Genomic DNA, 19,656 nt, shown 5'->3' with positions numbered 1-19,656 from the left:
TAGCTTGGTATCTACGCTCCAATGGCGTTGGGTGCCGCGGCCAGTGCAATTGGCTGCGCGATCGCGGGTCAAGCCAGCATCGGGGCGATGACCGAAACTGATGGCGGATATGGCCGCTTTGTCGGCGTCTCTGCCTTTCCCTCCACCATGGTCATTTACGGTATCGTTATAATGTTCACGTTGAACCGCGACGTGACGCCGGAAAATGCCGGCGGCTTATTCGGTATCGGAATTCTATCCGGGATTGCCCTTATGTATTGCGGCATCTGGCAAGGTCGGGCTTGCGCCGCCGCAATCAATGCCACCAAGGAAAAACCAGAGATATTTGGATTAGCGCTGGCGCCAGCCGCGATTATCGAAGGTTTCGGCGTCTTTGCATTTGTGTTCGCACTAGTAATCAGCGCGGGGATTAGTTGATGGGACAGAATGGTACGATTTCACATGGCGTAGATGAGTTGATCGAAAGGCTGCGCAGCGAAGGGGTCACAGCCGGCCAAGCCGATGGTGAAAAATTACGCACCGAGGCAAAATCCGAGGCAGCGCAAATTTTGTCGGACGCAAAACGTGAAGCAGATGAGTACCAAAAAAAAGCTCGTACAGAGGCCGATAATTATCGTTCAGCAGGAGAAGAGGCGCTTAACACTGCTATGCGGGACGCAGTTCTGACAATGAAGGCCGGGCTGACCGATAGATTTGCAGAAGACGTCCAACGACTTGTGACAAAAGAATTGGCTGACCCCAAACTATTAAAGCAGATGATACTAGAGGTCGTGGGGCGCGCGGCTGACGAGGCAAAGCTCGAAGGAAAGGTACAAGTTATACTGCCGGCAAAAGTCGCAACCCAAGAAGATATCAAACAGAACGCGGACGACATTCAGTCCGGAAAACTTACGAAATATGTGCTGGGCCTGACGGCCAAAATGCTTCGCGAGAATGTCGAGTTACACGCCGCGGACGATAATCAGGGTGGGATTAGGGTCCGGGCTGAGGATGAGGGTGTTGTTCTGGACCTAAGCGATAAGGCGGTGGCGGCCTTGCTTATGGAACATCTTCAACCGCGTTTCCGTGCCATTCTCGAGGGGGTAATCCGGTAAGATGTCAGTCGCTGACGCCTATATCGCGCTGATCAGCAGCCTTCCCGGATCCGAGCGTTTGTTTGTCGCCAAACAGCCGCCTCTATCACGGCTTAGGCTAGATCGCCGCCTGAAGGCTTTGTCGGCCAAAGATGCTAAGATCCTAAACTCCATTGAGAACACGCTGAGTTGGAGCGCCTATGACATGGATGTCACCGACGCGCAGGCGGTTGAACGGTGTAAATGCACGTTGAAGAATATCCCACACGCGTCACTGCGCACTCTGTTCAATGAGCGTATGGATATGCGCACCATTGTTGCCGCAATGCGGTTGCGAAAACACGGCGTTGAACCTCCTTCTGGGCCTTTCGGTTTCAGCCGTTGGAGCCGACATATCCCTGCCAATTGGAACGACCCGACCTTTAGACTTGAGACCCAGGTGCCATGGGCATCACAAGCGAACCAACTGCTGGATAACGACGATCCGCTGGGACTTGAACGACTACTTTTGTCTGTGAGCCATACACAGCTAAAGCGGCACGCTGCTCGTCACATGTTCGATTTCGAGGCCGTCGCGATCTACGTATTAATCTGGAATATTTTTGACCGCTGGGCACAAAGCAACGCGCAAGAAGCGGCGACACGTTTCGAGAATTTGGCGCAACAGGCAATGGCCGATATTGAATATCAGGGAATAAGCGCATGACAGCCCGATCCACATCTTCTGACACAGTGACTGCAAGAGTCGTTTCATTTCAGGAAGGGCTGGTTGAAATTCAGGCTATTCCAGACGCAACGGGGCGACCCGGACAGTTGGTCAAAAACGAAGTTGTCTATATCCTGCCCTCGCGTTTGGTCGAGAATATGCGACAAGAACGGCTGAAAGCCGAAGTGTTGCGCGTACGCGGCGACACTGCCGATGTTCAGGTTTATGAGAATACGGATGGTGTTGCCGTCGGTGACCCAGTTGAACAAAGTGGGCAATTGCTTTCGGTCGAATTGGGGCCTGGGTTATTGGGGCAGGTCTATGACGGACTTCAGGCACCCTTGCCCAAGGTGGCGGCTGAATTTGGCACTTTTCTTCCCCGTGGCGCCGAAGTACCGGCATTGGATACCCTAGCTAAATGGTCGTTCACACCAATTGTCAAAGTCGGTGATATGGTCACGGCGGGCGACAGCATCGGGTCAGTCCCCGAGGGTCGTTTTACCCACAAAATCATGGTGCCATTCAATTGGACTGGCCGGTACAAAGTCGTTTGGGTTCAAAAGGGTGCCGCAACGATCCAGGATATCGTTGCACGCCTTGAAGACGAACAAGGCGGAGAACATACTCTCGCCCTGTCACAAAAATGGCCTGTAAGGCGGGCTTTGCCGGAAAGCATTCTGAAGCGAGCACTTTGCGAGCGGTTATACCCCACAGAACCTGTTCTGACATCGCAGCGATTGATTGATACCTTTTTTCCGATTGCCCGCGGTGGAACTGCATGTATTCCCGGCCCATTTGGTGCAGGTAAAACCGTGCTGCAAAACTTGATCGCCCGAAATGCCAAGGTCGATATCGTTATCGTGGTGGCTTGCGGTGAGCGTGCCGGAGAAGTTGTTGAAACTATAACTGAATTTCCAAAAATGACTGATCCCACATCAGGCGGCAGCCTGATGGATCGCACAATTATCATCGCCAACACTTCGTCCATGCCAGTGGCCGCGCGCGAGGCATCGATTTTCACTGGGATCACACTGGGCGAGTATTACCGGCAAATGGGGTTCGAAGTTTTGCTGATCGCAGACAGTACAAGTCGATGGGCGCAGGCAATGCGTGAAACATCAGGCAAACTCGAAGAAATTCCCGGAGAGGAAGGATTTCCAGCCTATCTGGAAAGTTCGATCAAGGGTTTGTACGAACGTGCCGGAGCGTTGCGAACCAATGACGGTGACACCGGAAGCTTGACACTAATCGGTACCGTCTCTCCTGCAGGTGGCAACTTTGATGAACCTGTCACGCAGTCGACGCTTTCGACGGTCAAGTGTTTTCTAGGCCTTTCTTCAGAGCGCGCTTACAAGCGTTTCTATCCGGCAGTTGACCCCATGCTGAGTTGGTCGCGGTATCTGGATCAACTTTCCGATTGGTATGACAAAAACGCCGAGCCCGGATGGACACATAAAGTCAAGAACCTGCTGGAGCTGATCGAAAAAGGAGAACAAGTCGACCAAATGATGCAGGTAACCGGCGAAGAAGGCGTGACAATCGACGACTTTGTAACCCAGCAAAAAGCACTGTTTGTCGATATGGTCTACCTACAGCAAGACGCATTTGACAAAGTGGACGCCACAGTGCCACTGGAACGTCAAAAGATGACATTTAAGCAGGTTTACGATATCGCCCGATCCAATCCGCCTTTTGCCGACAAAGCTGAGGCTCGTCAGGTGTTTACGCAACTGACTGGCTTAATGAAGAACTTCCACTATGCCGCTGAAAACACACCGGAATTCAAGTCCATCTGGGGGCAGATTAGCAACTTGTGCCACGAAAAATTCGGCCTTTGACCAGGGCGCACCTAGCGCGGACACGTCAGCGAATGTCTCGACACTATTTTGGTATCCAGACGAATGGATTGCCCCGGTTTTGAATGTTCTATCATCTCGATTAACTCAGATGCCGCCTTGCGACCCATTTCTCTGTGCGGAACATGAATGGTCGTCAATCCTGGCTGTACAATGCGCGCCAGTTCGATATCGTCAAATCCCGTAATTGATATATCGTCCGGTACGCGAAGCCCCATTTTTTCAGCCTGCCTCACTGCTCCGACTGCTAAAACGTCGTTGCCGCACAAAATCGCAGTTGGTCGATTGTCCTCTGCAATCAAATGTTCAAACGCCTCCGCTCCATTTTCAATTTCATAGGGAGTTTCGACAATAGACAGTGTCTCTGGGGACAGTCCGTGCATTTGCATCGCGTCTTTAACGCCCTGAATCCTTAACCGTGCTCTGTCGTTTCCCTGACTCATCCCCGAAATCATCGCCAAACTTTGATGGCCCAGCTTGATGACCTCATCGGCCAGAGCCATCATAGCCTGTCGGTTATCGAACCCAATCGAAGGGGTCCGTTTCCCCGGTATGAACGACCATGCGACCATTACAGGAACTTTTTGCTGTTCGAGATAATCATAAATGCGCGCTTGTCGGTCATGTCCAATCAGCAATAATCCATCGGCGCCACGCGCCACCAACGTCCTTATTTGCTCCTCTTCGACTTCTGGCTTGTACGCGGAACTGGAGACCAAAAGCGTATATCCACGCTTGTGAATTTCTTCCTGGAAAGCTTGCAGACCTCTCGCAAAAATTGCGTTTTCCATTGTGGGAATGATCGCCCCAATCGTGAATGATCGTTTGGCTGCCATCACTCGCGCCGCGAAATTTGGGGTATAGCCCAATGCCTCAACAGCGGACATCACACGTTCACGCGTCGCCGCGACCACGCGCTTGGGATCATTCAGACATCTCGACACAGTCGCGGTCGAAACTCCTGCCCTTTTGGCTACATCATCCAAGGTCGGAACTGACCGGAGTTTTGACATTTCTGAACCTGAGCTTTGCGTTTTCCTAATTCTTAACACATCCAGGCGGAGATGAAAGTAAATATGTAAGCGCTTGCATTTGCAATGTAAGCGCTTACAAGTATAAATGGACCGATTCTATAAGGAGTCCCGGAAAAATGTTTCTTGCTGCATCCATCATCGTGTTTGTCATCTATTTCACGAACGTGGCTTTGGGCGCATTTGCAGGCGACGCCTTTCTTGGGGATGTGCAAGAGATGTTGGTTCTTTTCGCGGCATCGATCTTGTTCGTTGTCGCAATTCTTAAAAAAGAAGCTGACCGCGATGCCAGTGATGGCAGCTGAATTTTTGCTTGGGAGGGCAATAAATGAACGACGATAGAAATGAAATTGCATCGGCAGAGCGCCGTAATTTCCTGAAGCTGAGTGCCAGTGGCGCCTTCACTGCTGCATTGGTTGCCGGTGCTGGCGGAATACTGTGGTCATCTGAAGCCGCAGCGCAGACCGCAAAAGAAGAAAGTGAACGGGAAAAGGCCGCCGACCACGTCATGACCATCGCGACCGCTTATGTGCTCGGCGCATCGCGCAGTTACCCGATCATGCAGCTGGATCTGAAAGAAAATATCCAGAACGCGACCAATGGTAAGGTCTATGTTAAACTGGCACCGGGTGGACAGCTGGGTGCTGGCGGTTCACTTGTGCAGAAAGTTCAGGGCGGAACGATTCAAGCTGCGCAACATTCACTGTCGAATTTTGCTCCCTTTGCATCGACGGTTGACCTGATCAATATGCCCTACCTGTGTGGCTCAAACCAAAGATTCACCAACTTGGTTCACTCTGACACCTGGAAAAGCGAGGTCCACCCCAAGGTTGAGGCTGCCGGCTTTAAGGCACTGTTTTACGTGGTAATTGATCCACGTGTCGTCGCGGTCCGTCAGGGCGGCAACGCAGTGATAACGCCCGGTGACATGAGCGGTATCAAGTTCCGCGTTCCCGGCTCAAAAATGTTGCAGCAATACTATCGCATGGTTGGTGCAAACCCAACGCCGGTTGCTTGGGGCGAAACTCCGTCAGCGATCAAGCAAGGTGTTGCTGACGCTCTCGATCCATCGGTTGGAGCGCTTTATGTATTCGGGTTTAAAGACATCCTTAGCCACGTGACTTTCACTCAGGCCGTTCCGGACAGTCAGGTTTACTCCTGCAACCTTGAATGGTTCAATTCGGTACCCGCCGATGTCCAGGAAGGCATCATGTGGGGCGCGGAAATGACGGGTCATCAGAACCTGTCCAAGGTGCCTTCGGCGCGCGCTTACGCGATGTCTGAACTAACTAAAGCGGGGGTTGAATTCCACTCCCTCAGCGAAGATCAATTGGCTGAATGGCAGGATGCCGGCGGTTATCAGCGGTCTGAATGGGATCCGTTCAAGACCGAGCTAGCCGGATCGATGGATAACTTTGAGAAGTTGGTCGAAGCAGCTGGAACTCAAGGAAAATATTACGTCCACGATGCGTAAAATAAGTCAGGCGGACGCTATTTCTGCGTCCGCCACCTAATCTGTCAGCCATGCCTCAAAGGGCCCGAACCAAAAGGTTCCAGCCTGGCTGTTCTATTGCCGAGGGGAACGATGACCGCACTTCAAAAAATAGATCGAAACGCCGAACGCTGGCTGTTGCTGGTGTTCTACGTGATGTTGGTCATAACTATGGCCATCGAGGTCCTTCGGCGCGAAATATTCGCGTACTCTTCCATCTGGGGAGAAGAAATAGTCCGCTATTCATTTATCTATCTCGCGTGGATCGGGGCCGCCGCTGCAATCAAGGAGCGCGCGCATATTCGCATCGATGTGATAATGCACTACCTCGGCCCCCGGCCTAAGGCAGTTCTTTATATTTTTGGTGATCTGGTGATGTTCGCCGTGGCGATAATTGCTCTCTACTGGTCATACGAGGCCGTGCATGTCTCGGCCAAGTTTGGATCGGTCACTGACGGGCTTCGGGTCTCCAAAGTGTGGTTCTTGATGGCTGTGCCGACAGGTTTCGCGCTTATGATCTGGCGCTTAATCCAATCCCTGTTACGTGATCTGAAATCCCTTCGCGACGGCACTCCCGTCTTCGAAGGCGACAAACTGTTTGACTGAGGAGATCAAGAATGCTCTGGAATTCCCTCAACCAAACGGTCGAACTCGGCTGGGATTTTTATCTTCCGGTCATTCTTTTTGTTGGCCTAATCGCCCTAGCGGTTCCGGTTTGGGCCGCCATCGGCACCGCAGCGATTGTTATGCTGATCATGTCGGGCGACTTGCCGCTTAGCCTGGTTGGTGAGAGCCTCTTTACCGGAATTGACGCTTTTGCACTCACCGCTGTGCCGCTGTTCATCTTGACAGGCGACGTGCTTGTTCGCACCGGCCTTTCGCGGAAATTTCTGGACGTTGCCGAGGCGCTTACGTGCTTCGCAAAGGGCGGTTTTGGTTCGGCCACCGTTTTGGTCTGCGGTATGTTTGCGGCCATCTCCGGCTCAGACGCCGCAGGCGCAGCCGCTGTCGGCCGTATGACAATTAACCGACTTGTCGAAAGCGGCTATCCACGTCCCTATGCCTGCGCCTTGGTAGCTGCGGGTGCTTGCACCGGCATTCTCATTCCGCCTTCAATTGCATATATCATTATTGGTCTGGTGTTAGGAATATCCGCGTCAACTTTGTTTCTGGCGGCGCTGATACCCGGCCTGGCAATTCTCGTATCAATCCTGATTACCAATATCGTCGTTAACCGTATTTACGGTTACGAAGGCGGCGGCATGATGACCTTTGGCGAATGGCTGGCCAATCTGGGCAAAGCCCTGAAATCAGGTTGGTATGCATTCATTGTGCCGGGCATCATTTTTTACGGTATCTTCTCTGGCCGATTGACACCAACCGAGGCGGGCGCGACCGCGGTCGTCGTCACAATTATCATGGGCTTCATCCTGCGTACGCTTACACTGGCTGATTTCCCTTCGATGCTGGTGAGCTCTGCTAAGGTAAACGGCGTCATTCTCCCGATTATCGCCTTTTCCGCTCCGCTTGCCGAAGCGCTGGCCATCATGGGCGTTCCTCAGGGCTTCGTCGCCTCGATCACCTCTCTTACAGACGATCCCTACCTGCTGATCCTTCTAATGATTGGCATACTGATCGCTGCCGGCTGTGTTATGGAAACGACACCAAACATCGTGATCCTTGCGCCCATTCTAAAGCCTTTGGCCGACAACATCGGCATGAACGAGATTCAGTTTTGCATCATGATGATAACCGCGCTTGGTGTTGGTTTTATCACCCCGCCACTGGGCCTGAACCTGTTCGTCGTATCTGGCATTACAGGTGAGTCGATTCTGAAGATTGCGGCGCGCGCGGTTCCTTTTGTATTAACTATGCTGATCGTTGTTCTCCTGATCGCATATGTTCCATCCGTATCTACAACTTTGCTTCCTGCAATCTACCAATAGGACCAGCTTAATATGCCTCGTGACTATCTGAAAAAGGCTACCCTGACGGCGCAATCGCATGCCTCAGAAGTGCATGACACCGTCAAAACCATCCTCGCCGACATTGAGGCGGGCGGCGACGCAAAGGCGCTGGAATATGCAGCCAAGTTCGACAAGTACGAAGGCAACGTGTTGCTGAGCCAAGAGGAAATCGACGCTGCATGCGCGCTGGTGCCTGAAAAACTTAAGGCTGATATCCGTTTTGCACACGACAACGTTCGCAGATTTGCGGAAACGCAAAAAGCTACTGTGTCGGATGTACAGATGGAAATTGTACCCGGTTTCATTGCAGGTCAAAAAGCGATCCCCGTCGACGCCGCAGGGTGTTATGTGCCAGGTGGACGATACAGCCACATCGCCAGCGCAATCATGACCGTTACAACTGCCAAAGTTGCTGGCTGCCGTCACATCACCGCCTGTTCACCGCCGCGTCCAGGCGAAGGCGTGGCACCTGCGATTGTTTACGCCGCACACATCTGCGGGGCCAACAGTATTCTGGCCATGGGAGGCGTTCAGGGTGTGGCCGCAATGACATACGGCTTGTTTGGCCTACCAAGAGCTAACATTCTTGTGGGCCCTGGCAACCAGTTCGTGGCCGAGGCAAAACGTATTTTGTATGGCAAAGTTGGCATCGACATGATCGCTGGCCCAACCGACAGTCTGATCCTTGCGGATTCCACATCCGACGCGCATGTGGTTGCAACCGATTTGGTCAGCCAAGCCGAACATGGCTACAACTCTCCAGTCTGGTTAGTCACGGACGACCGCGAACTTGCACAGAAGGTTATGGATTTGGTCCCTACCCTTATCGACGACCTGCCAGAGCTGAACCGCGAGAATGCCTTTGCTGCGTGGCGTGACTATGCCGAAGTGATCGTTTGCTCTGACCGCGAAGAGATGGCCGCCTGCTCGGACGAATATGCCCCCGAGCATTTAACTGTTCAGGCCGAAGATCTGGATTGGTGGCTGAACCGACTGACCTGTTATGGTTCGCTGTTCCTAGGCGAGGAAACAACTGTGTCTTACGGAGACAAGGCGACAGGGACGAACCACGTTCTACCGACATCCGGTGCCGCCAGCTACACTGGCGGACTGAGCGTGCACAAATACATGAAAATCGTGACATGGCAGCGAGCAACGCGAGAGGGTTCAAAATCGATCGCCGAAGCGACTGCGCGTATTTCCCGCCTTGAAGGTATGGAAGGACACGCCCGGGCGGCAGATGTACGTCTTGCGAAGTATTTTCCCGACGAAAAGTTCGACCTGACCGCCGATGGCTGATCCACGAACGTTGTTTGACCTGTCTGGACGGGTGGCTTGCGTCACTGGCGCCAGCTCGGGCCTTGGCCGGCAAGCCGCGAAAACGTTGGCTGATGCTGGCGCCTGTGTCGTCGGTTTGGCAAGACGCACCGAAGCGCTGGCACAAATGTGTGACGAGATCGGGGAGCGTGCCGCAGCTGTCGTTGGCGATGTTGCGGATCGATCAGGTGTTGCATCGCTGGCGAAGGAAGTCTCATCAAAATTCGGTGCACCGGACATTCTGGTCCATGCTGCAGGCATTAACACACGTGAAGCTGCGGACGACGTGACTCCGGAAGGGTGGGATACCACTTTGGCACTGAATTTGAGTGCTCCATTCTTTCTAAGCCAAGCGATGGTTCCCGCCATGAAGGAACGCGGATGGGGACGGATTGTTAATTTTGCCTCTCTGCAAACCAGTCGAGCTTTTCCAGGTGGCGTTGCATATGGCGCCACAAAGGGCGGAATAGGACAATTGACCCGGGCTATGGCCGAAGCGTGGTCGCCCCACGGCATTAACGCGAATGCCATCGGACCAGGGTTTTTCCCGACAGAACTGACCCAAGCAGTGTTTGACGACCCTGAGCGTGCTGCACGTAACGCTGCGCAAACCTGCATACGACGAAATGGTCAAATGGAGGATATCGACGGTCCAATACTGTTTTTGTGCTCTAAGGCTTCGGATTATGTGACTGGACAAATCCTTATGGTGGACGGGGGATTTACAGCAAAATGAAAGCTCTGGTTTATCAAGGTGTAGAACGATTAACTTTCGAAGATGTGCCGGATGCTGCTCCCAATACCAATGAGCATCTGATCCGAGTCGAGGCCGTTGGGATTTGTGGCTCAGACATGCATGCATATCTTGGGCACGATGCCCGGCGCCCTGCCCCGCTGATCCTTGGCCACGAGGCGGCCGGAGTTATTGTGGGCGGACCAAAAGACGGAAAGCGCGTGACTATCAACCCATTGGTGTCTTGCGGCAATTGCCCGGCTTGTACGTCTGGTCGTGAAAACCTCTGCCCGGACCGTCAAATAATATCGATGCCACCGCGCGAAGGTGCCTTTGCACAATTCGTCGCCATGCCAGAGGCAAATCTTGTTCAGGTTCCTGACCACGTTCCAATGGTCAAAGCAGCTCTGGCAGAGCCTTTGGCTGTAAGTTGGCATGCTGTCAGGTTGGCGCTCGAGGCGTTGAACCCTGCGATGGAGCAACGCGCCCTCGTTATTGGCGGCGGAGCCATCGGTCTGGCTGCAGCGTTAGCCCTTAAGGCGATGGGAGTTGCGGACACGGTGATTTCAGAGCCAAACAATGTGCGCCGGGAATTTCTTGTGGATTTGGGCGGACTCGAAGTCTGTGCTGAACCTGATGGGACTTACTCAATTGTCATCGATGCCGTCGGTTATGCAGCCACTCGCGCGACCGCCTCTGCCTGCGCCGCGCCAGGCGGAGTAATCGCGCATGTTGGTCTAGGCGAAGATGCCGGCGGGTTGGACGTGCGGCGCATGACCTTGCAGGAAATTACCTTTATCGGGACGTATACCTATACTGTCGAAGATTTTCGTCAAACGGCACAAGCGATCTTTGATGGGCGACTTGGAACACTTGATTGGACGGAAGAGCGCGCCTTGTCTGATGGCGCGCGCGCTTTTCAAGACATCCGTTCTGGTACGGTCGCTGCACCAAAGATTATTCTGTCCCCATGGGCATAGACCCGAAACAACCGGAGGCACACATGTATAAGAAAATTCTTGTCCCAATGGCGCTGGACCATGACATTTCGCAAAATACGCTCGAAATAGCCCGTGCACTGTCGTGTGAAGGGGCACAGATCGTGGCGCTTCACGTTTACGAGTTACCGCAGGGCTCGGTCAGCACCTATCTGGACAACTCCTTGGTCGAAGAATCCTATCGGCGTGCACGCCAGCTTTTGCTGGAAAAAACTGCCAATCTTGAAGGTGTTACAGCCGAAATCACCAAGGGCCATACAGCGCGTACAATCATAGATTATGCCACTGAGAATAAAGTCGATTGCATTGTAATCGGCTCACACAAGCCCGGAATAAGCGACTATTTTCTTGGGTCGACCGCATCGCGGGTCGTCCGACATGCGCCCTGTGCCGTGCATGTTCACCGCAATCCTTGAACCGTTAATCGCGCCTCTTGCGCCTCACAAAGGACAGACAGACCGGAAATGAACATAGACAAAAAGATCACCGACGATCTTGTGGCAAACAATATTTCGTTTGTTACCACCGTGCCATGCAAGCAATTGGCCGGAGTAATCGAGGAAATCGATGCACATGATGAAATTTTTCACATCCCCTCGAATAAAGAGGACGAAGGGATGGGTCTGTGCGCTGGCGCCTGGATGGGTGGAAAGCGTCCTGCAATCATAATGCAAAACACAGCCATCGGTGTGACGATCAACACTCTTGCTACACTGATCCAATATTACCGCATGCCTCTGCCGATGCTTATTTCTTATCGCGGGGAATTACGTGAACCTGTTGCTTGTCAGGTGGAAATGGCGGTTCATACTAAAGCGCTGTTGGCACAAATGAACATCCCGACCTATCATTTTCACCATCAGAAGGATGTCGAGGAATTGGACATGATCCTCAAGTACACGTTCATGTGCAACAAACCGGTCGCAATCCTGACCGATGCCAACTTTTGGGGAGGCTATGGCGACCAATGATCCGTTCTGAAATCCTAAAAGAAATAGCTCCGATCCTGCGCGATCAACTGGTTGTCTGCAACATCGGCATTCCAAGCCAGGAGCTGCACGCTATCGATGACCAGCCGACCAATTTCTATATGCTGGGCACCATGGGTTTGGCGTCGAGCATAGGTTTGGGTTTGGCCCTTTCTCAGCCGAAGCCGGTGATCGTGATCGATGGTGACGGGTCAATCCTGACTAATCTTGGCACCTTGCCGACAATCGCCAACAACGTGAGCGACAATTACATTCTGTTGATCATCGACAATGGATCTTACGGTTCAACGGGTGATCAGCCTACCTATGCAGGACAAAAAACCTCTCTTACGAAAATGGCTGAGGCTGCTGGATGCGAACGCGTCATAGAATGTACGGCCGAAGATACTGGTCGCGCGCTGCAAGAAGCGCTTGATGCCAAGAAAATGACGATCATCGTCAGCAAATGTGAAAGTGGTAACGCCAAGATGCCAGTTATCACAATGGACCCGGTCGTTATCCGTGACAGGTTCATGAAAGCCGTACAGGCATAATGCCGCAAAGCGCCATTCACTGTTCAGACGACGCCCGCCGCCTAGCGCGGCGGCGTCTGCCGTGGATGGTATTTGACTATATCGACGGGTCGGCAGGTGGCGAAACTGGGGCCGTACGAAACCGCGCAGCAATGGACGCAATGACCCTGCGCCCTCGAATCCTTCGAGATGTCAGCGAGAGGTCCGTAGCAAGTTCAGTTTTTGGCAAAGCAGCGAAAGCGCCGTTTGGTATCGCACCAATGGGTATGTGCAACCTTTCGGCTCCGGGTGCAGATATGATGCTGGCCCGGCTGGCGGCGAAGTATTCAGTTCCACTTGGGGTTTCAACTGTCGCTTCGACATCAATGGAAGAGATAATCCTCGCGGCAGAAGGAAATGCGTGGTTTCAATTATATTTCAGCGGCGATGGCACCGGGACTTTTAAACTGGTGGACCGGGCAAAGGAGGCTGGATACGAAACTCTTGTACTAACCGTGGACGTTCCCGAAGTGGGTCGACGTCCGCGCGAATTGCGCCATGGCTTCCGGATGCCGTTTCGGATGGGTCCCAAGCAAGTTCTGGATTTCGCACTTCACCCACGCTGGTCCCTGACCACATTGATGCGGGGTAAGCCCCAGATGGCAAACTTTCAGATGGAAGGCTATGAATTCGACCGAACCGAAAGCCGCGCAAAGGCAGATTGGCAAACATTGGCGCGCCTCAGGGAACGCTGGTCCGGCAATCTGGTCGTCAAAGGCGTATTGGACGTCGAAGACGCGGTAGCGCTCAAGGATGCTGGGGTCGACGCTATTCAGGTGTCGAGCCACGGCGCCCGACAGCTGGAAAGTGCCCCATCACCATTTTTGATGCTGCCTGAAATCCGCGCAGCGGTTGGTGAAGATTATCCCCTTTTCTATGATAGCGGTCTGCGATCTGGAGAGGATGTTCTGAAAGCACTTGTGTCTGGTGCGGACTTCGTTTTTTTCGGTCGGATCATGCAATTTGCAATCGCAGCGGAAGGAGAAAATGGCCTTCATCAGCTGTGGTCTATCCTGACCGACGAAGTGGACATCGCGATGGCGCAGCTTGGGATCACCGAGGTCAATCAACTGCGATCCAAAAAAAATGCTCCGGCGCAATAGCTTTGGAAAAAACCGACAGCGGACCGGAGGTACACGCTGCATGTTCAATTCATAATGGCTTCAATCTTCTCCAAAGTCGCAATATTTACCGCAACCCCATCCGCTTGGGCGCGCAAACGCTTTGCCCCGCGTCCATCGCCGGGCAGACGCGCGCCTTTTTGCATCCGGATTGCATCGACTAGCCCGGCAATCCCCGTCGAGAACAAGTCGTCAGAGGTGGCGCTCGGATCTATAGCAATGAAAAACTGACCGGTCTTCGGCGGGCCGCCCGCCGTTCCCGAAAAAGGCGAAGCGTGGATTCCCAGCGTAGCCCCAGTGAGTGCCGCGGCCATAACCTCGGTTAGGAGCGCGATCCCAACACCCTTGTACCCGCCGGAAGGGGCCATTGACCCCTTCAGGCCCACTGCTGGGTCGTTAGTAGCATTGCCATCGGGGTCCAGGGCCCAGCCAATCGGAATTGGTTTGCCTTCGCGTGCGTGTTTCATAACTTCGCTTCTAGCGATGGTACTTGCGCTTTGATCGATCAGCAAAGCGGGCTGACCACCTGCTCCCGGAACGGCAAGAGAAAACGGATTGGTGCCAACGACTGGTATCGAACCGCCTGACGGCGCAATCGAAGCCGGCGCGTTCGTAAAGCCCAACCCAACAAGCCCAGCCTGCGCCAATCGATGGGTGTGATACCCTAACACGCCGCAATTATAACTGTTTCTGATTGAAAGCGCCGCCACGCCCTGTTCCCGCGCTGCTGGCACCAATTCTGCGAAGCCCAGTTCGATGGCAGAATGGGCAAAGCCCGTGGCCGCGTCGACAGTAACAACCCCCGGCCTTGGTCGCGCCAACGTGGGTTCCGCTTGACCATCAACCTTTCCGCATTGCACATGCTCACAGTAGATTGGAATATAGGCGAGACCGTGACTGGCCACGCCATCAGCCTCGGTGGCCGCAGTTGCCACGGCCAACGGTCTGGCGTTCTCTGCGCTTGTACCAGCGGCCACCAATGCGCGAAATGCAAGATCTTCGATTTCAGCAATAGAAAGTGTTTTTGTATCAGTCATCTTTGCGCCACTTTAATCATTATCAGTTAGTCCTGCACCCGCGCCCAATTGACGGGATTCTTCGGTTGCCGGGGCGTAAGTGCGTTGGGCGAATTGGTTCAACCTGTTCCAGATTGCCCGGTCAGGCGTGGCTCGTGTTTGGCTGCACGTTGGCCTGTTCAGATCGTCCCCCAACTGAATGGTTACGCGCGCCGCGACATCAGGGTAGCTTTCTACAGAAAGTAGTTGTTTTCCGTCAGTGATCGCGATCTCTCCGTCGATGTCTACCGAAACACAGTTAGAAACTACGAGGGAAGCATTAGCCGCAAACGGCAACAGAATCTCGGGAATTGCGATCGGGCTAGTATCAATCTGGCCGTCTAACAAACGACTGGCGCTGTCCGACAGCAGCGCCCCTGTGACCAGGGGACAAAGTATACTCTCGCAAGACCACCGTTCTTGCTGTCTTGTTGGAGCGTGTTCTGATGCAGAAGGCGCAAGGCCCAACTCCAACAGTCGAGTCAGAGCCGAGACACCGTCCAAACCATTGGTACATAACCAGCGCGACGCTTTACCTGCCTCTTCTGCAAGCCCCCAACTGTATCCAGCCCCGCGAGCCGCTCTTTTTGCTGTCGCCTCGACCTCATTGAGAGACAAGTTCACGTATCATCCTCCGGATACACCCAAAGGTCAGCATTATTCTGCGTCAATTCCTCGGGATATGGCGCCCCTGCATACATGCAAATTCTCACCCAGCGGTCGGATCGCGGATCAAAGTGAGTTGCACCGAAAAAGGACAGTTTCGCCCGCAGCATATCGATCGGCAGAGTTTTCGCGCCAATGGTGTTGTCCTGAATCTCACTATAAGGCGCAAGGCGGCTCATCTGAGCACGACGAACGGTGTGGCGGTGTTCCGGATGACTTAGCAAAAACGCCGCGATGGGTTGATCTGCCTCCCACTTTTCCAATGCCGCAAATGCGGCGACAGCGTCACGCGCCGGGGCGAGGGGTTGCTCATATTCCTCAATGGGTTCTTCGAACCGTTCGCCTAGGCGAGGCTCCAACTTTTCTTCGGACACATACCATGCCCTGGCGCAGTGTTCCCTTGCCGTCCAGTCCAAGCTAAGCGCCCAATCGAAATTGTCTTGTATCAGATCGCGGACCGCGGCCACTGGCATCGCGCCATCAATTCGAAACGCATCCGTATTGCTGTCCGACATGCAGTTGGATAGCCCATCCACCAGATGCCCGTATGGCTCTAAAATCAACGAAGCCACGAGCTCTTGCCCTTCTTCACTAAGCGCACTCTCTGACCAAGTTACTAGACGGTCCCACGGATGAATTTGTTTCAGAACGTCCCCTGCCAGGTAAGCGACCAGCGTCTGCAAGTCCTTGTTTAGCGCCCCAAGTTTCTTCACTTGTATCGGATGTTCGGACCGCCAGTTTTCTACTGAAAGCACACTTCGCCCGACCAATTCTTGAAAGGTGTTAGTTTCATCCTTCGTTGCAGACTGAATACAGCGGACACAGGCAACAGCCTCTTCGCGGGCCATGATCCAATTATTGAACAAGATCGGGTGATTAATGATGAAAGGCGCCATTCCAAGGCCCGTTGAATTTCCGATGCCCAATCGCCTCGCAATGTCTGGTCGAAGCGGCACAGCCCGATTTCCACCTTGCGCAACCGCCATGTGTTGCACCAAATCGCGGACGAATGTGCGGGTAAGATAAATAGACAGCATCTCGATCTGGAACGGTGCTTGAGCTTCGTCCCGTTCAGCAATGACATCGCGATCCGCTGCGCCAAATTTGCCCGACCCGTAGACGGCTGTTGTGCGCATCAGGTAGCCCACTTCATCAATGCGCTTGGGGTTTGGTTGCTTTCCGGCTGCAAGGCTGTCGACCACGTGTGCCCACAGCCGAACCGAACGGTTTGCTCGCGATAGCGACAATTCACTTTCAGAAACACGTCCGGCTTCTTGCAACGGTACGTTTTTTGACAAGCGATCGATGTCCTCTTTGGATGGGACACCGTCAAATAAAGCGAACGTAGCGTCCCAAGCTTCTGCAATCACCCGGTCAGAACGTTTTTCGTCGGGCAAATCATGCGCGAAGGCCACAAGTGAATAGGCGCGATGTGGGCCTTGTGCGGTATAAACAGCGCTGCCAACGCCTCGGTCGTCAACATCAAAGACCGGTCGTGTGAACTGCCAACCTTCGCTGGCCATTCTGCGGGTCAATACCCTCATGAAACTCAGGCGGCATTGGTGCATAGACCCAAGCCGGCTGAGGCGCATGACTTTGGCAGGTTCCCTGCGGGTAATATGTCTGCCTTGCAAAGTCATATGGCCATCGGTCCGAAGTTATCCGCAAAAAAGCGATACCAGTTGCCGCCCATTATGCCCGCAACTTCTTCTTCGTTCATACCAACGGCACGCAATCCTGTTTCAATGTTACCAAAATCGCGATTGTCGCGGAACCAATCTGGCATCAGAGGAAAGCCCGGATTGCTGGCCGACCCTTCACCATAATCGATTCCCTTGGTCCATCGCCCAACCCGCATCCATTCCACGACACTGTCCGGTTGGTCCTGACAAAGGTCTGAACCAATTCCCAGATTCTGTACGCCGTATCTATCAGCAGTGCGGGCGATCATTTCGCAGAAACTCTGTAATGTGCAGTCCGATTTATCTTTAAGATGATGCGGGTAAATCGAAAATCCAAACATCCCGCCGTTTTCCGTGACTGCCCGGATCACTGCATCGCGTTTATTGCGTAATGCTGGCGACCAGTCATGTGGGTTGGCGTGCGTAATAGCTATCGGCCTTTCGGATAGTTCGGCCGCCTCTATTGTTGACCGATCTGCCGAATGGCTCATGTCGATGACTAGGCCAACACGGTTCATTTCTTTGATAACCTGCCGCCCCATACGGGTGATGCCGGTGTCTTCGGCCTCGTAGCACCCAGTCGCTAAAAGCGACTGGTTGTTGTACGTCAATTGCATAAATCGCGCACCCAGGGTGTGCACAATCTCAACCAAACCAATATCGTCCTCAATAGGGGCTGGGTTCTGAAACCCAAAAAAGACAGCAGTTCGATCAGTTTCCTTGGCCTTGTCAATGTCGCTGGCCCACTGACCTTTGACGATAAGGTCCAGAAACTGCTCGAACCAACGGTTCCATTTTTCAAAATTCAGAACCGTTTCCCGGAAATTCTCGTGATAGGAAATTGTGACGTGAATCGCGTCGACGCCACCCTCTCGCAACTGACGAAATACCTTTTCGGACCAGTTTGCATATTGCAATCCGTCGATGAGCATCAGGCAGGATTCCCGGCGCTGATATACGCAGTCTTGACCGTGGTGTAGAATTCGGCTGCTGCCTTGCCTTGCTCCCGCGGGCCATAAGAGCTGTCGCCGCGTCCGCCAAAGGGGACATGATAGTCGGTGCCAGCAGTGGGCAGGTTCACGGTCACTACACCGGTCCGGGCGTTTTTGCGGAAATGCGTCGCGCGGGCCAAGCTTGTGGTCACAATACCCGACGTAAGGCCGAAACTTGTGTCGTTTACGGTCGAAAGTGCCTGCTCATAGCTGTCAACTTTGATGACACTAGTGAGCGGCGCGAACATCTCTTCCCGGTTAATGCGCATGTCATTGGTAGTGTTAATAAATACACCTGGTGACATGTAATATCCGTTATATGGCAGGTCCAACCTTTGACCGCCACAAATCAGCTCGGCACCTTCGGAGCGCCCGAGTTCTACATAGGCAAGGTTTTCGCACAACTGCTGTTCGCTGACGACTGGGCCCATTTGAGTACCTTCTTCCAAAGCGTGACCAACCTTCATCGCCTTTGCGCCAGCAACCAGCTTTTCCACAAACGCGTCATGCACTGCGGCATGGACAACTAGCCGTGACGAAGCAGTACATTTCTGACCGGTGCCGCCAAAGGCACCACCCAGCGCCAACGTCACGGCCAAGTCTAAGTCTGCGTCATCCATGACTGCTAATGCGTTTTTTGAACCCATTTCCATTTGAACCTTTGTCAGGTTCTGAACCGCGGCCGTCGCGATACCTTTGCCGACGGGTACTGACCCAGTAAAGGAAATTGCATCGACCTTTGGGCTCTCGACCAGGTGCTGACCAATTCGGCGACCCGATCCCATCACCAAAGAAAACAGACCTTTTGGAATATCTTGTCGTTCAATGATTTTGGTAAGGGCTACGGCAGAGGCCGGAGTCAAATTGGCGGGTTTCCATACAACGGCGTTCCCATAGCACAATGCAGGGGCAATTTTCCAAGAAGCCGTGGCAGTAGGAAAGTTCCACGGGCTTATGACCGCGACAACGCCTACGGCCTCACGACGAACATCGATTTCGATATCTGGCCGAACGCTGTCAGCGTTTTCACCGATCTGACGAAGACATTCTGCAGCGTAGTAGGTAAAAAATTGCCCTGCCCGATAGACCTCACCCCTGCCCTCTGCCAATGGCTTGCCTTCTTCCCGCGACAACAACCTACCTAGCTCTTCGGCGCGCGCCATTAGCTCATCGCCGATACTCATCAAAACCGCTTGCTTGCGTTCAATGCCGTAGGCTGCCCATTCGGTTTGCGCTACTCGTGCCTGAACCAGTGTTGCCTCAAGTTGATCAAGATTGGCCTGAGCATACATGCCAATGAGATCGCTGAGGTCAGAAGGATTGCGGTTTTCGATCTCGCTTTCGCCCGCCAGCCATTCGCCGGCAATCAGGTTCAGTTCAGTCACGTTGCGCACCAATTCCTAATATTCGTTCTGCAATATGATGGA

General features: G+C 53.3%; 21 protein-coding genes. 15 read left to right on the top strand and 6 right to left on the bottom strand.

The genetic code is table 11. The features are described from left to right. Nucleotides 1-9: 9 nt before the first annotated feature. Genes AC2FNE_RS01550 through AC2FNE_RS01535 form a run of 4 tightly spaced genes read left to right on the top strand, consistent with a single transcriptional unit; the run spans nucleotide 10 to nucleotide 3,617 of the window. Complete coding sequence (locus AC2FNE_RS01550) at nucleotides 10-417, top strand: ATP synthase subunit C (protein ID WP_496804658.1); 408 nt, start codon at nucleotides 10-12, stop codon at nucleotides 415-417. Then, nucleotides 417-1,094, top strand: coding sequence for a hypothetical protein (locus AC2FNE_RS01545; RefSeq protein ID WP_170476014.1), 678 nt, complete (start codon nucleotides 417-419; stop codon nucleotides 1,092-1,094). The genes AC2FNE_RS01550 and AC2FNE_RS01545 overlap by 1 nt, the downstream gene beginning before the upstream one ends. A 1-nt stretch (nucleotide 1,095) precedes the next feature. Then, the gene (locus tag AC2FNE_RS01540) at nucleotides 1,096-1,779 is read left to right on the top strand and encodes a hypothetical protein (protein WP_496804636.1); all 684 of its coding nucleotides are present in this window, start codon (nucleotides 1,096-1,098) and stop codon (nucleotides 1,777-1,779) included. Next, on the top strand, nucleotides 1,776-3,617 hold the full coding sequence (locus tag AC2FNE_RS01535; RefSeq protein ID WP_496804635.1) for a V-type ATP synthase subunit A: 1,842 nt from the start codon (nucleotides 1,776-1,778) through the stop codon (nucleotides 3,615-3,617). The genes AC2FNE_RS01540 and AC2FNE_RS01535 overlap by 4 nt, the downstream gene beginning before the upstream one ends. Nucleotides 3,618-3,628: 11 nt before the next feature. Here the strand turns inward: AC2FNE_RS01535 and AC2FNE_RS01530 are convergent, their stop codons facing one another. Beyond that, nucleotides 3,629-4,648 carry a LacI family DNA-binding transcriptional regulator gene (locus tag AC2FNE_RS01530; protein WP_170610322.1) on the bottom strand — a complete coding sequence of 340 codons (1,020 nt, stop codon included), beginning with the start codon at nucleotides 4,646-4,648 and terminating at the stop codon, nucleotides 3,629-3,631. A 137-nt stretch (nucleotides 4,649-4,785) separates the two neighbouring features. On the opposite strand from AC2FNE_RS01530, the gene AC2FNE_RS01525 reads away from it, so the two are divergent. From AC2FNE_RS01525 to AC2FNE_RS01475, 11 genes are all read left to right on the top strand, one after another. Continuing rightward, nucleotides 4,786-4,971, top strand: a complete 186-nt coding sequence (locus tag AC2FNE_RS01525) for a hypothetical protein (RefSeq protein ID WP_170476021.1) — start codon at nucleotides 4,786-4,788, stop codon at nucleotides 4,969-4,971. Between the two features lie 23 nt (nucleotides 4,972-4,994). Beyond that, the gene (locus tag AC2FNE_RS01520) at nucleotides 4,995-6,140 is read left to right on the top strand and encodes a TRAP transporter substrate-binding protein (RefSeq protein ID WP_170603891.1); all 1,146 of its coding nucleotides are present in this window, start codon (nucleotides 4,995-4,997) and stop codon (nucleotides 6,138-6,140) included. A gap of 111 nt (nucleotides 6,141-6,251) precedes the next feature. After that, on the top strand, nucleotides 6,252-6,764 hold the full coding sequence (locus AC2FNE_RS01515) for a TRAP transporter small permease (RefSeq protein WP_170603892.1): 513 nt from the start codon (nucleotides 6,252-6,254) through the stop codon (nucleotides 6,762-6,764). A gap of 11 nt (nucleotides 6,765-6,775) precedes the next feature. Next, on the top strand, nucleotides 6,776-8,104 hold the full coding sequence (locus AC2FNE_RS01510) for a TRAP transporter large permease (RefSeq protein ID WP_170603893.1): 1,329 nt from the start codon (nucleotides 6,776-6,778) through the stop codon (nucleotides 8,102-8,104). Between the two features lie 12 nt (nucleotides 8,105-8,116). Continuing rightward, on the top strand, nucleotides 8,117-9,424 hold the full coding sequence (gene hisD / locus AC2FNE_RS01505) for a histidinol dehydrogenase (RefSeq protein WP_170476029.1): 1,308 nt from the start codon (nucleotides 8,117-8,119) through the stop codon (nucleotides 9,422-9,424). Continuing rightward, the gene (locus AC2FNE_RS01500) at nucleotides 9,417-10,178 is read left to right on the top strand and encodes an SDR family NAD(P)-dependent oxidoreductase (protein WP_170476031.1); all 762 of its coding nucleotides are present in this window, start codon (nucleotides 9,417-9,419) and stop codon (nucleotides 10,176-10,178) included. Before hisD ends, AC2FNE_RS01500 begins: the two co-directional genes overlap by 8 nt. After that, nucleotides 10,175-11,155 (top strand): alcohol dehydrogenase catalytic domain-containing protein, encoded by a 981-nt coding sequence (locus AC2FNE_RS01495; protein ID WP_170603895.1) that lies wholly within the window; start codon nucleotides 10,175-10,177, stop codon nucleotides 11,153-11,155. Before AC2FNE_RS01500 ends, AC2FNE_RS01495 begins: the two co-directional genes overlap by 4 nt. Before the next feature lie 23 nt (nucleotides 11,156-11,178). Beyond that, nucleotides 11,179-11,589 carry a universal stress protein gene (locus tag AC2FNE_RS01490; protein ID WP_496804634.1) on the top strand — a complete coding sequence of 137 codons (411 nt, stop codon included), beginning with the start codon at nucleotides 11,179-11,181 and terminating at the stop codon, nucleotides 11,587-11,589. A 48-nt stretch (nucleotides 11,590-11,637) separates the two neighbouring features. Then, on the top strand, nucleotides 11,638-12,144 hold the full coding sequence (gene comD, locus AC2FNE_RS01485; RefSeq protein ID WP_170476036.1) for a sulfopyruvate decarboxylase subunit alpha: 507 nt from the start codon (nucleotides 11,638-11,640) through the stop codon (nucleotides 12,142-12,144). After that, nucleotides 12,141-12,695 carry a sulfopyruvate decarboxylase subunit beta gene (gene comE, locus AC2FNE_RS01480; RefSeq protein WP_170476038.1) on the top strand — a complete coding sequence of 185 codons (555 nt, stop codon included), beginning with the start codon at nucleotides 12,141-12,143 and terminating at the stop codon, nucleotides 12,693-12,695. Before comD ends, comE begins: the two co-directional genes overlap by 4 nt. Next, a complete protein-coding gene (locus tag AC2FNE_RS01475; protein ID WP_496804633.1) occupies nucleotides 12,695-13,816 on the top strand; it encodes an alpha-hydroxy acid oxidase in 1,122 nt (373 codons plus the stop codon). Before comE ends, AC2FNE_RS01475 begins: the two co-directional genes overlap by 1 nt. Nucleotides 13,817-13,860: 44 nt before the next feature. On the opposite strand, the gene AC2FNE_RS01470 is transcribed toward AC2FNE_RS01475, so the two are convergent. Genes AC2FNE_RS01470 through AC2FNE_RS01450 form a run of 5 tightly spaced genes read right to left on the bottom strand, consistent with a single transcriptional unit; the run spans nucleotide 13,861 to nucleotide 19,614 of the window. Then, a complete protein-coding gene (locus AC2FNE_RS01470) occupies nucleotides 13,861-14,871 on the bottom strand; it encodes an Ldh family oxidoreductase (RefSeq protein ID WP_170603898.1) in 1,011 nt (336 codons plus the stop codon). Between the two features lie 12 nt (nucleotides 14,872-14,883). Beyond that, the gene (locus AC2FNE_RS01465) at nucleotides 14,884-15,513 is read right to left on the bottom strand and encodes a DUF3726 domain-containing protein (RefSeq protein WP_496804632.1); all 630 of its coding nucleotides are present in this window, start codon (nucleotides 15,511-15,513) and stop codon (nucleotides 14,884-14,886) included. After that, nucleotides 15,510-17,195 carry a hypothetical protein gene (locus AC2FNE_RS01460; protein ID WP_496804631.1) on the bottom strand — a complete coding sequence of 562 codons (1,686 nt, stop codon included), beginning with the start codon at nucleotides 17,193-17,195 and terminating at the stop codon, nucleotides 15,510-15,512. The genes AC2FNE_RS01465 and AC2FNE_RS01460 overlap by 4 nt, the downstream gene beginning before the upstream one ends. Continuing rightward, entirely contained in the window at nucleotides 17,192-18,169 is a 978-nt protein-coding gene (locus tag AC2FNE_RS01455) for a membrane dipeptidase (RefSeq protein WP_496804630.1), read from the bottom strand. Before AC2FNE_RS01455 ends, AC2FNE_RS01460 begins: the two co-directional genes overlap by 4 nt. Beyond that, the gene (locus tag AC2FNE_RS01450) at nucleotides 18,169-19,614 is read right to left on the bottom strand and encodes an aldehyde dehydrogenase family protein (protein ID WP_170603902.1); all 1,446 of its coding nucleotides are present in this window, start codon (nucleotides 19,612-19,614) and stop codon (nucleotides 18,169-18,171) included. Before AC2FNE_RS01450 ends, AC2FNE_RS01455 begins: the two co-directional genes overlap by 1 nt. Nucleotides 19,615-19,656 lie beyond the last annotated feature (42 nt).

The sequence above is a fragment of the Ruegeria sp. YKSD179 genome (genome assembly GCF_059612885.1).
The sequence above is the reverse complement of the archived record's forward strand: the minus strand, read 5'-3'. Positions and strand labels throughout refer to the sequence as shown.

Bases quoted from the DNA above. Each gene is read 5' to 3' on its own strand.
- AC2FNE_RS01545 (WP_170476014.1), top strand. From the start codon at position 417: ATGGGACAGAATGGTACGATTTCACATGGCGTAGATGAGTTGATCGAA.
- AC2FNE_RS01540 (WP_496804636.1), top strand. From the start codon at position 1,096: ATGTCAGTCGCTGACGCCTATATCGCGCTGATCAGCAGCCTTCCCGGA.
- AC2FNE_RS01535 (WP_496804635.1), top strand. From the start codon at position 1,776: ATGACAGCCCGATCCACATCTTCTGACACAGTGACTGCAAGAGTCGTT.
- AC2FNE_RS01530 (WP_170610322.1), bottom strand. From the start codon at position 4,648: ATGTCAAAACTCCGGTCAGTTCCGACCTTGGATGATGTAGCCAAAAGG.
- AC2FNE_RS01525 (WP_170476021.1), top strand. From the start codon at position 4,786: ATGTTTCTTGCTGCATCCATCATCGTGTTTGTCATCTATTTCACGAAC.
- AC2FNE_RS01520 (WP_170603891.1), top strand. From the start codon at position 4,995: ATGAACGACGATAGAAATGAAATTGCATCGGCAGAGCGCCGTAATTTC.
- AC2FNE_RS01515 (WP_170603892.1), top strand. From the start codon at position 6,252: ATGACCGCACTTCAAAAAATAGATCGAAACGCCGAACGCTGGCTGTTG.
- AC2FNE_RS01510 (WP_170603893.1), top strand. From the start codon at position 6,776: ATGCTCTGGAATTCCCTCAACCAAACGGTCGAACTCGGCTGGGATTTT.
- hisD (WP_170476029.1), top strand. From the start codon at position 8,117: ATGCCTCGTGACTATCTGAAAAAGGCTACCCTGACGGCGCAATCGCAT.
- AC2FNE_RS01500 (WP_170476031.1), top strand. From the start codon at position 9,417: ATGGCTGATCCACGAACGTTGTTTGACCTGTCTGGACGGGTGGCTTGC.
- AC2FNE_RS01495 (WP_170603895.1), top strand. From the start codon at position 10,175: ATGAAAGCTCTGGTTTATCAAGGTGTAGAACGATTAACTTTCGAAGAT.
- AC2FNE_RS01490 (WP_496804634.1), top strand. From the start codon at position 11,179: ATGTATAAGAAAATTCTTGTCCCAATGGCGCTGGACCATGACATTTCG.
- comD (WP_170476036.1), top strand. From the start codon at position 11,638: ATGAACATAGACAAAAAGATCACCGACGATCTTGTGGCAAACAATATT.
- comE (WP_170476038.1), top strand. From the start codon at position 12,141: ATGATCCGTTCTGAAATCCTAAAAGAAATAGCTCCGATCCTGCGCGAT.
- AC2FNE_RS01475 (WP_496804633.1), top strand. From the start codon at position 12,695: ATGCCGCAAAGCGCCATTCACTGTTCAGACGACGCCCGCCGCCTAGCG.
- AC2FNE_RS01470 (WP_170603898.1), bottom strand. From the start codon at position 14,871: ATGACTGATACAAAAACACTTTCTATTGCTGAAATCGAAGATCTTGCA.
- AC2FNE_RS01460 (WP_496804631.1), bottom strand. From the start codon at position 17,195: ATGACTTTGCAAGGCAGACATATTACCCGCAGGGAACCTGCCAAAGTC.
- AC2FNE_RS01455 (WP_496804630.1), bottom strand. From the start codon at position 18,169: ATGCTCATCGACGGATTGCAATATGCAAACTGGTCCGAAAAGGTATTT.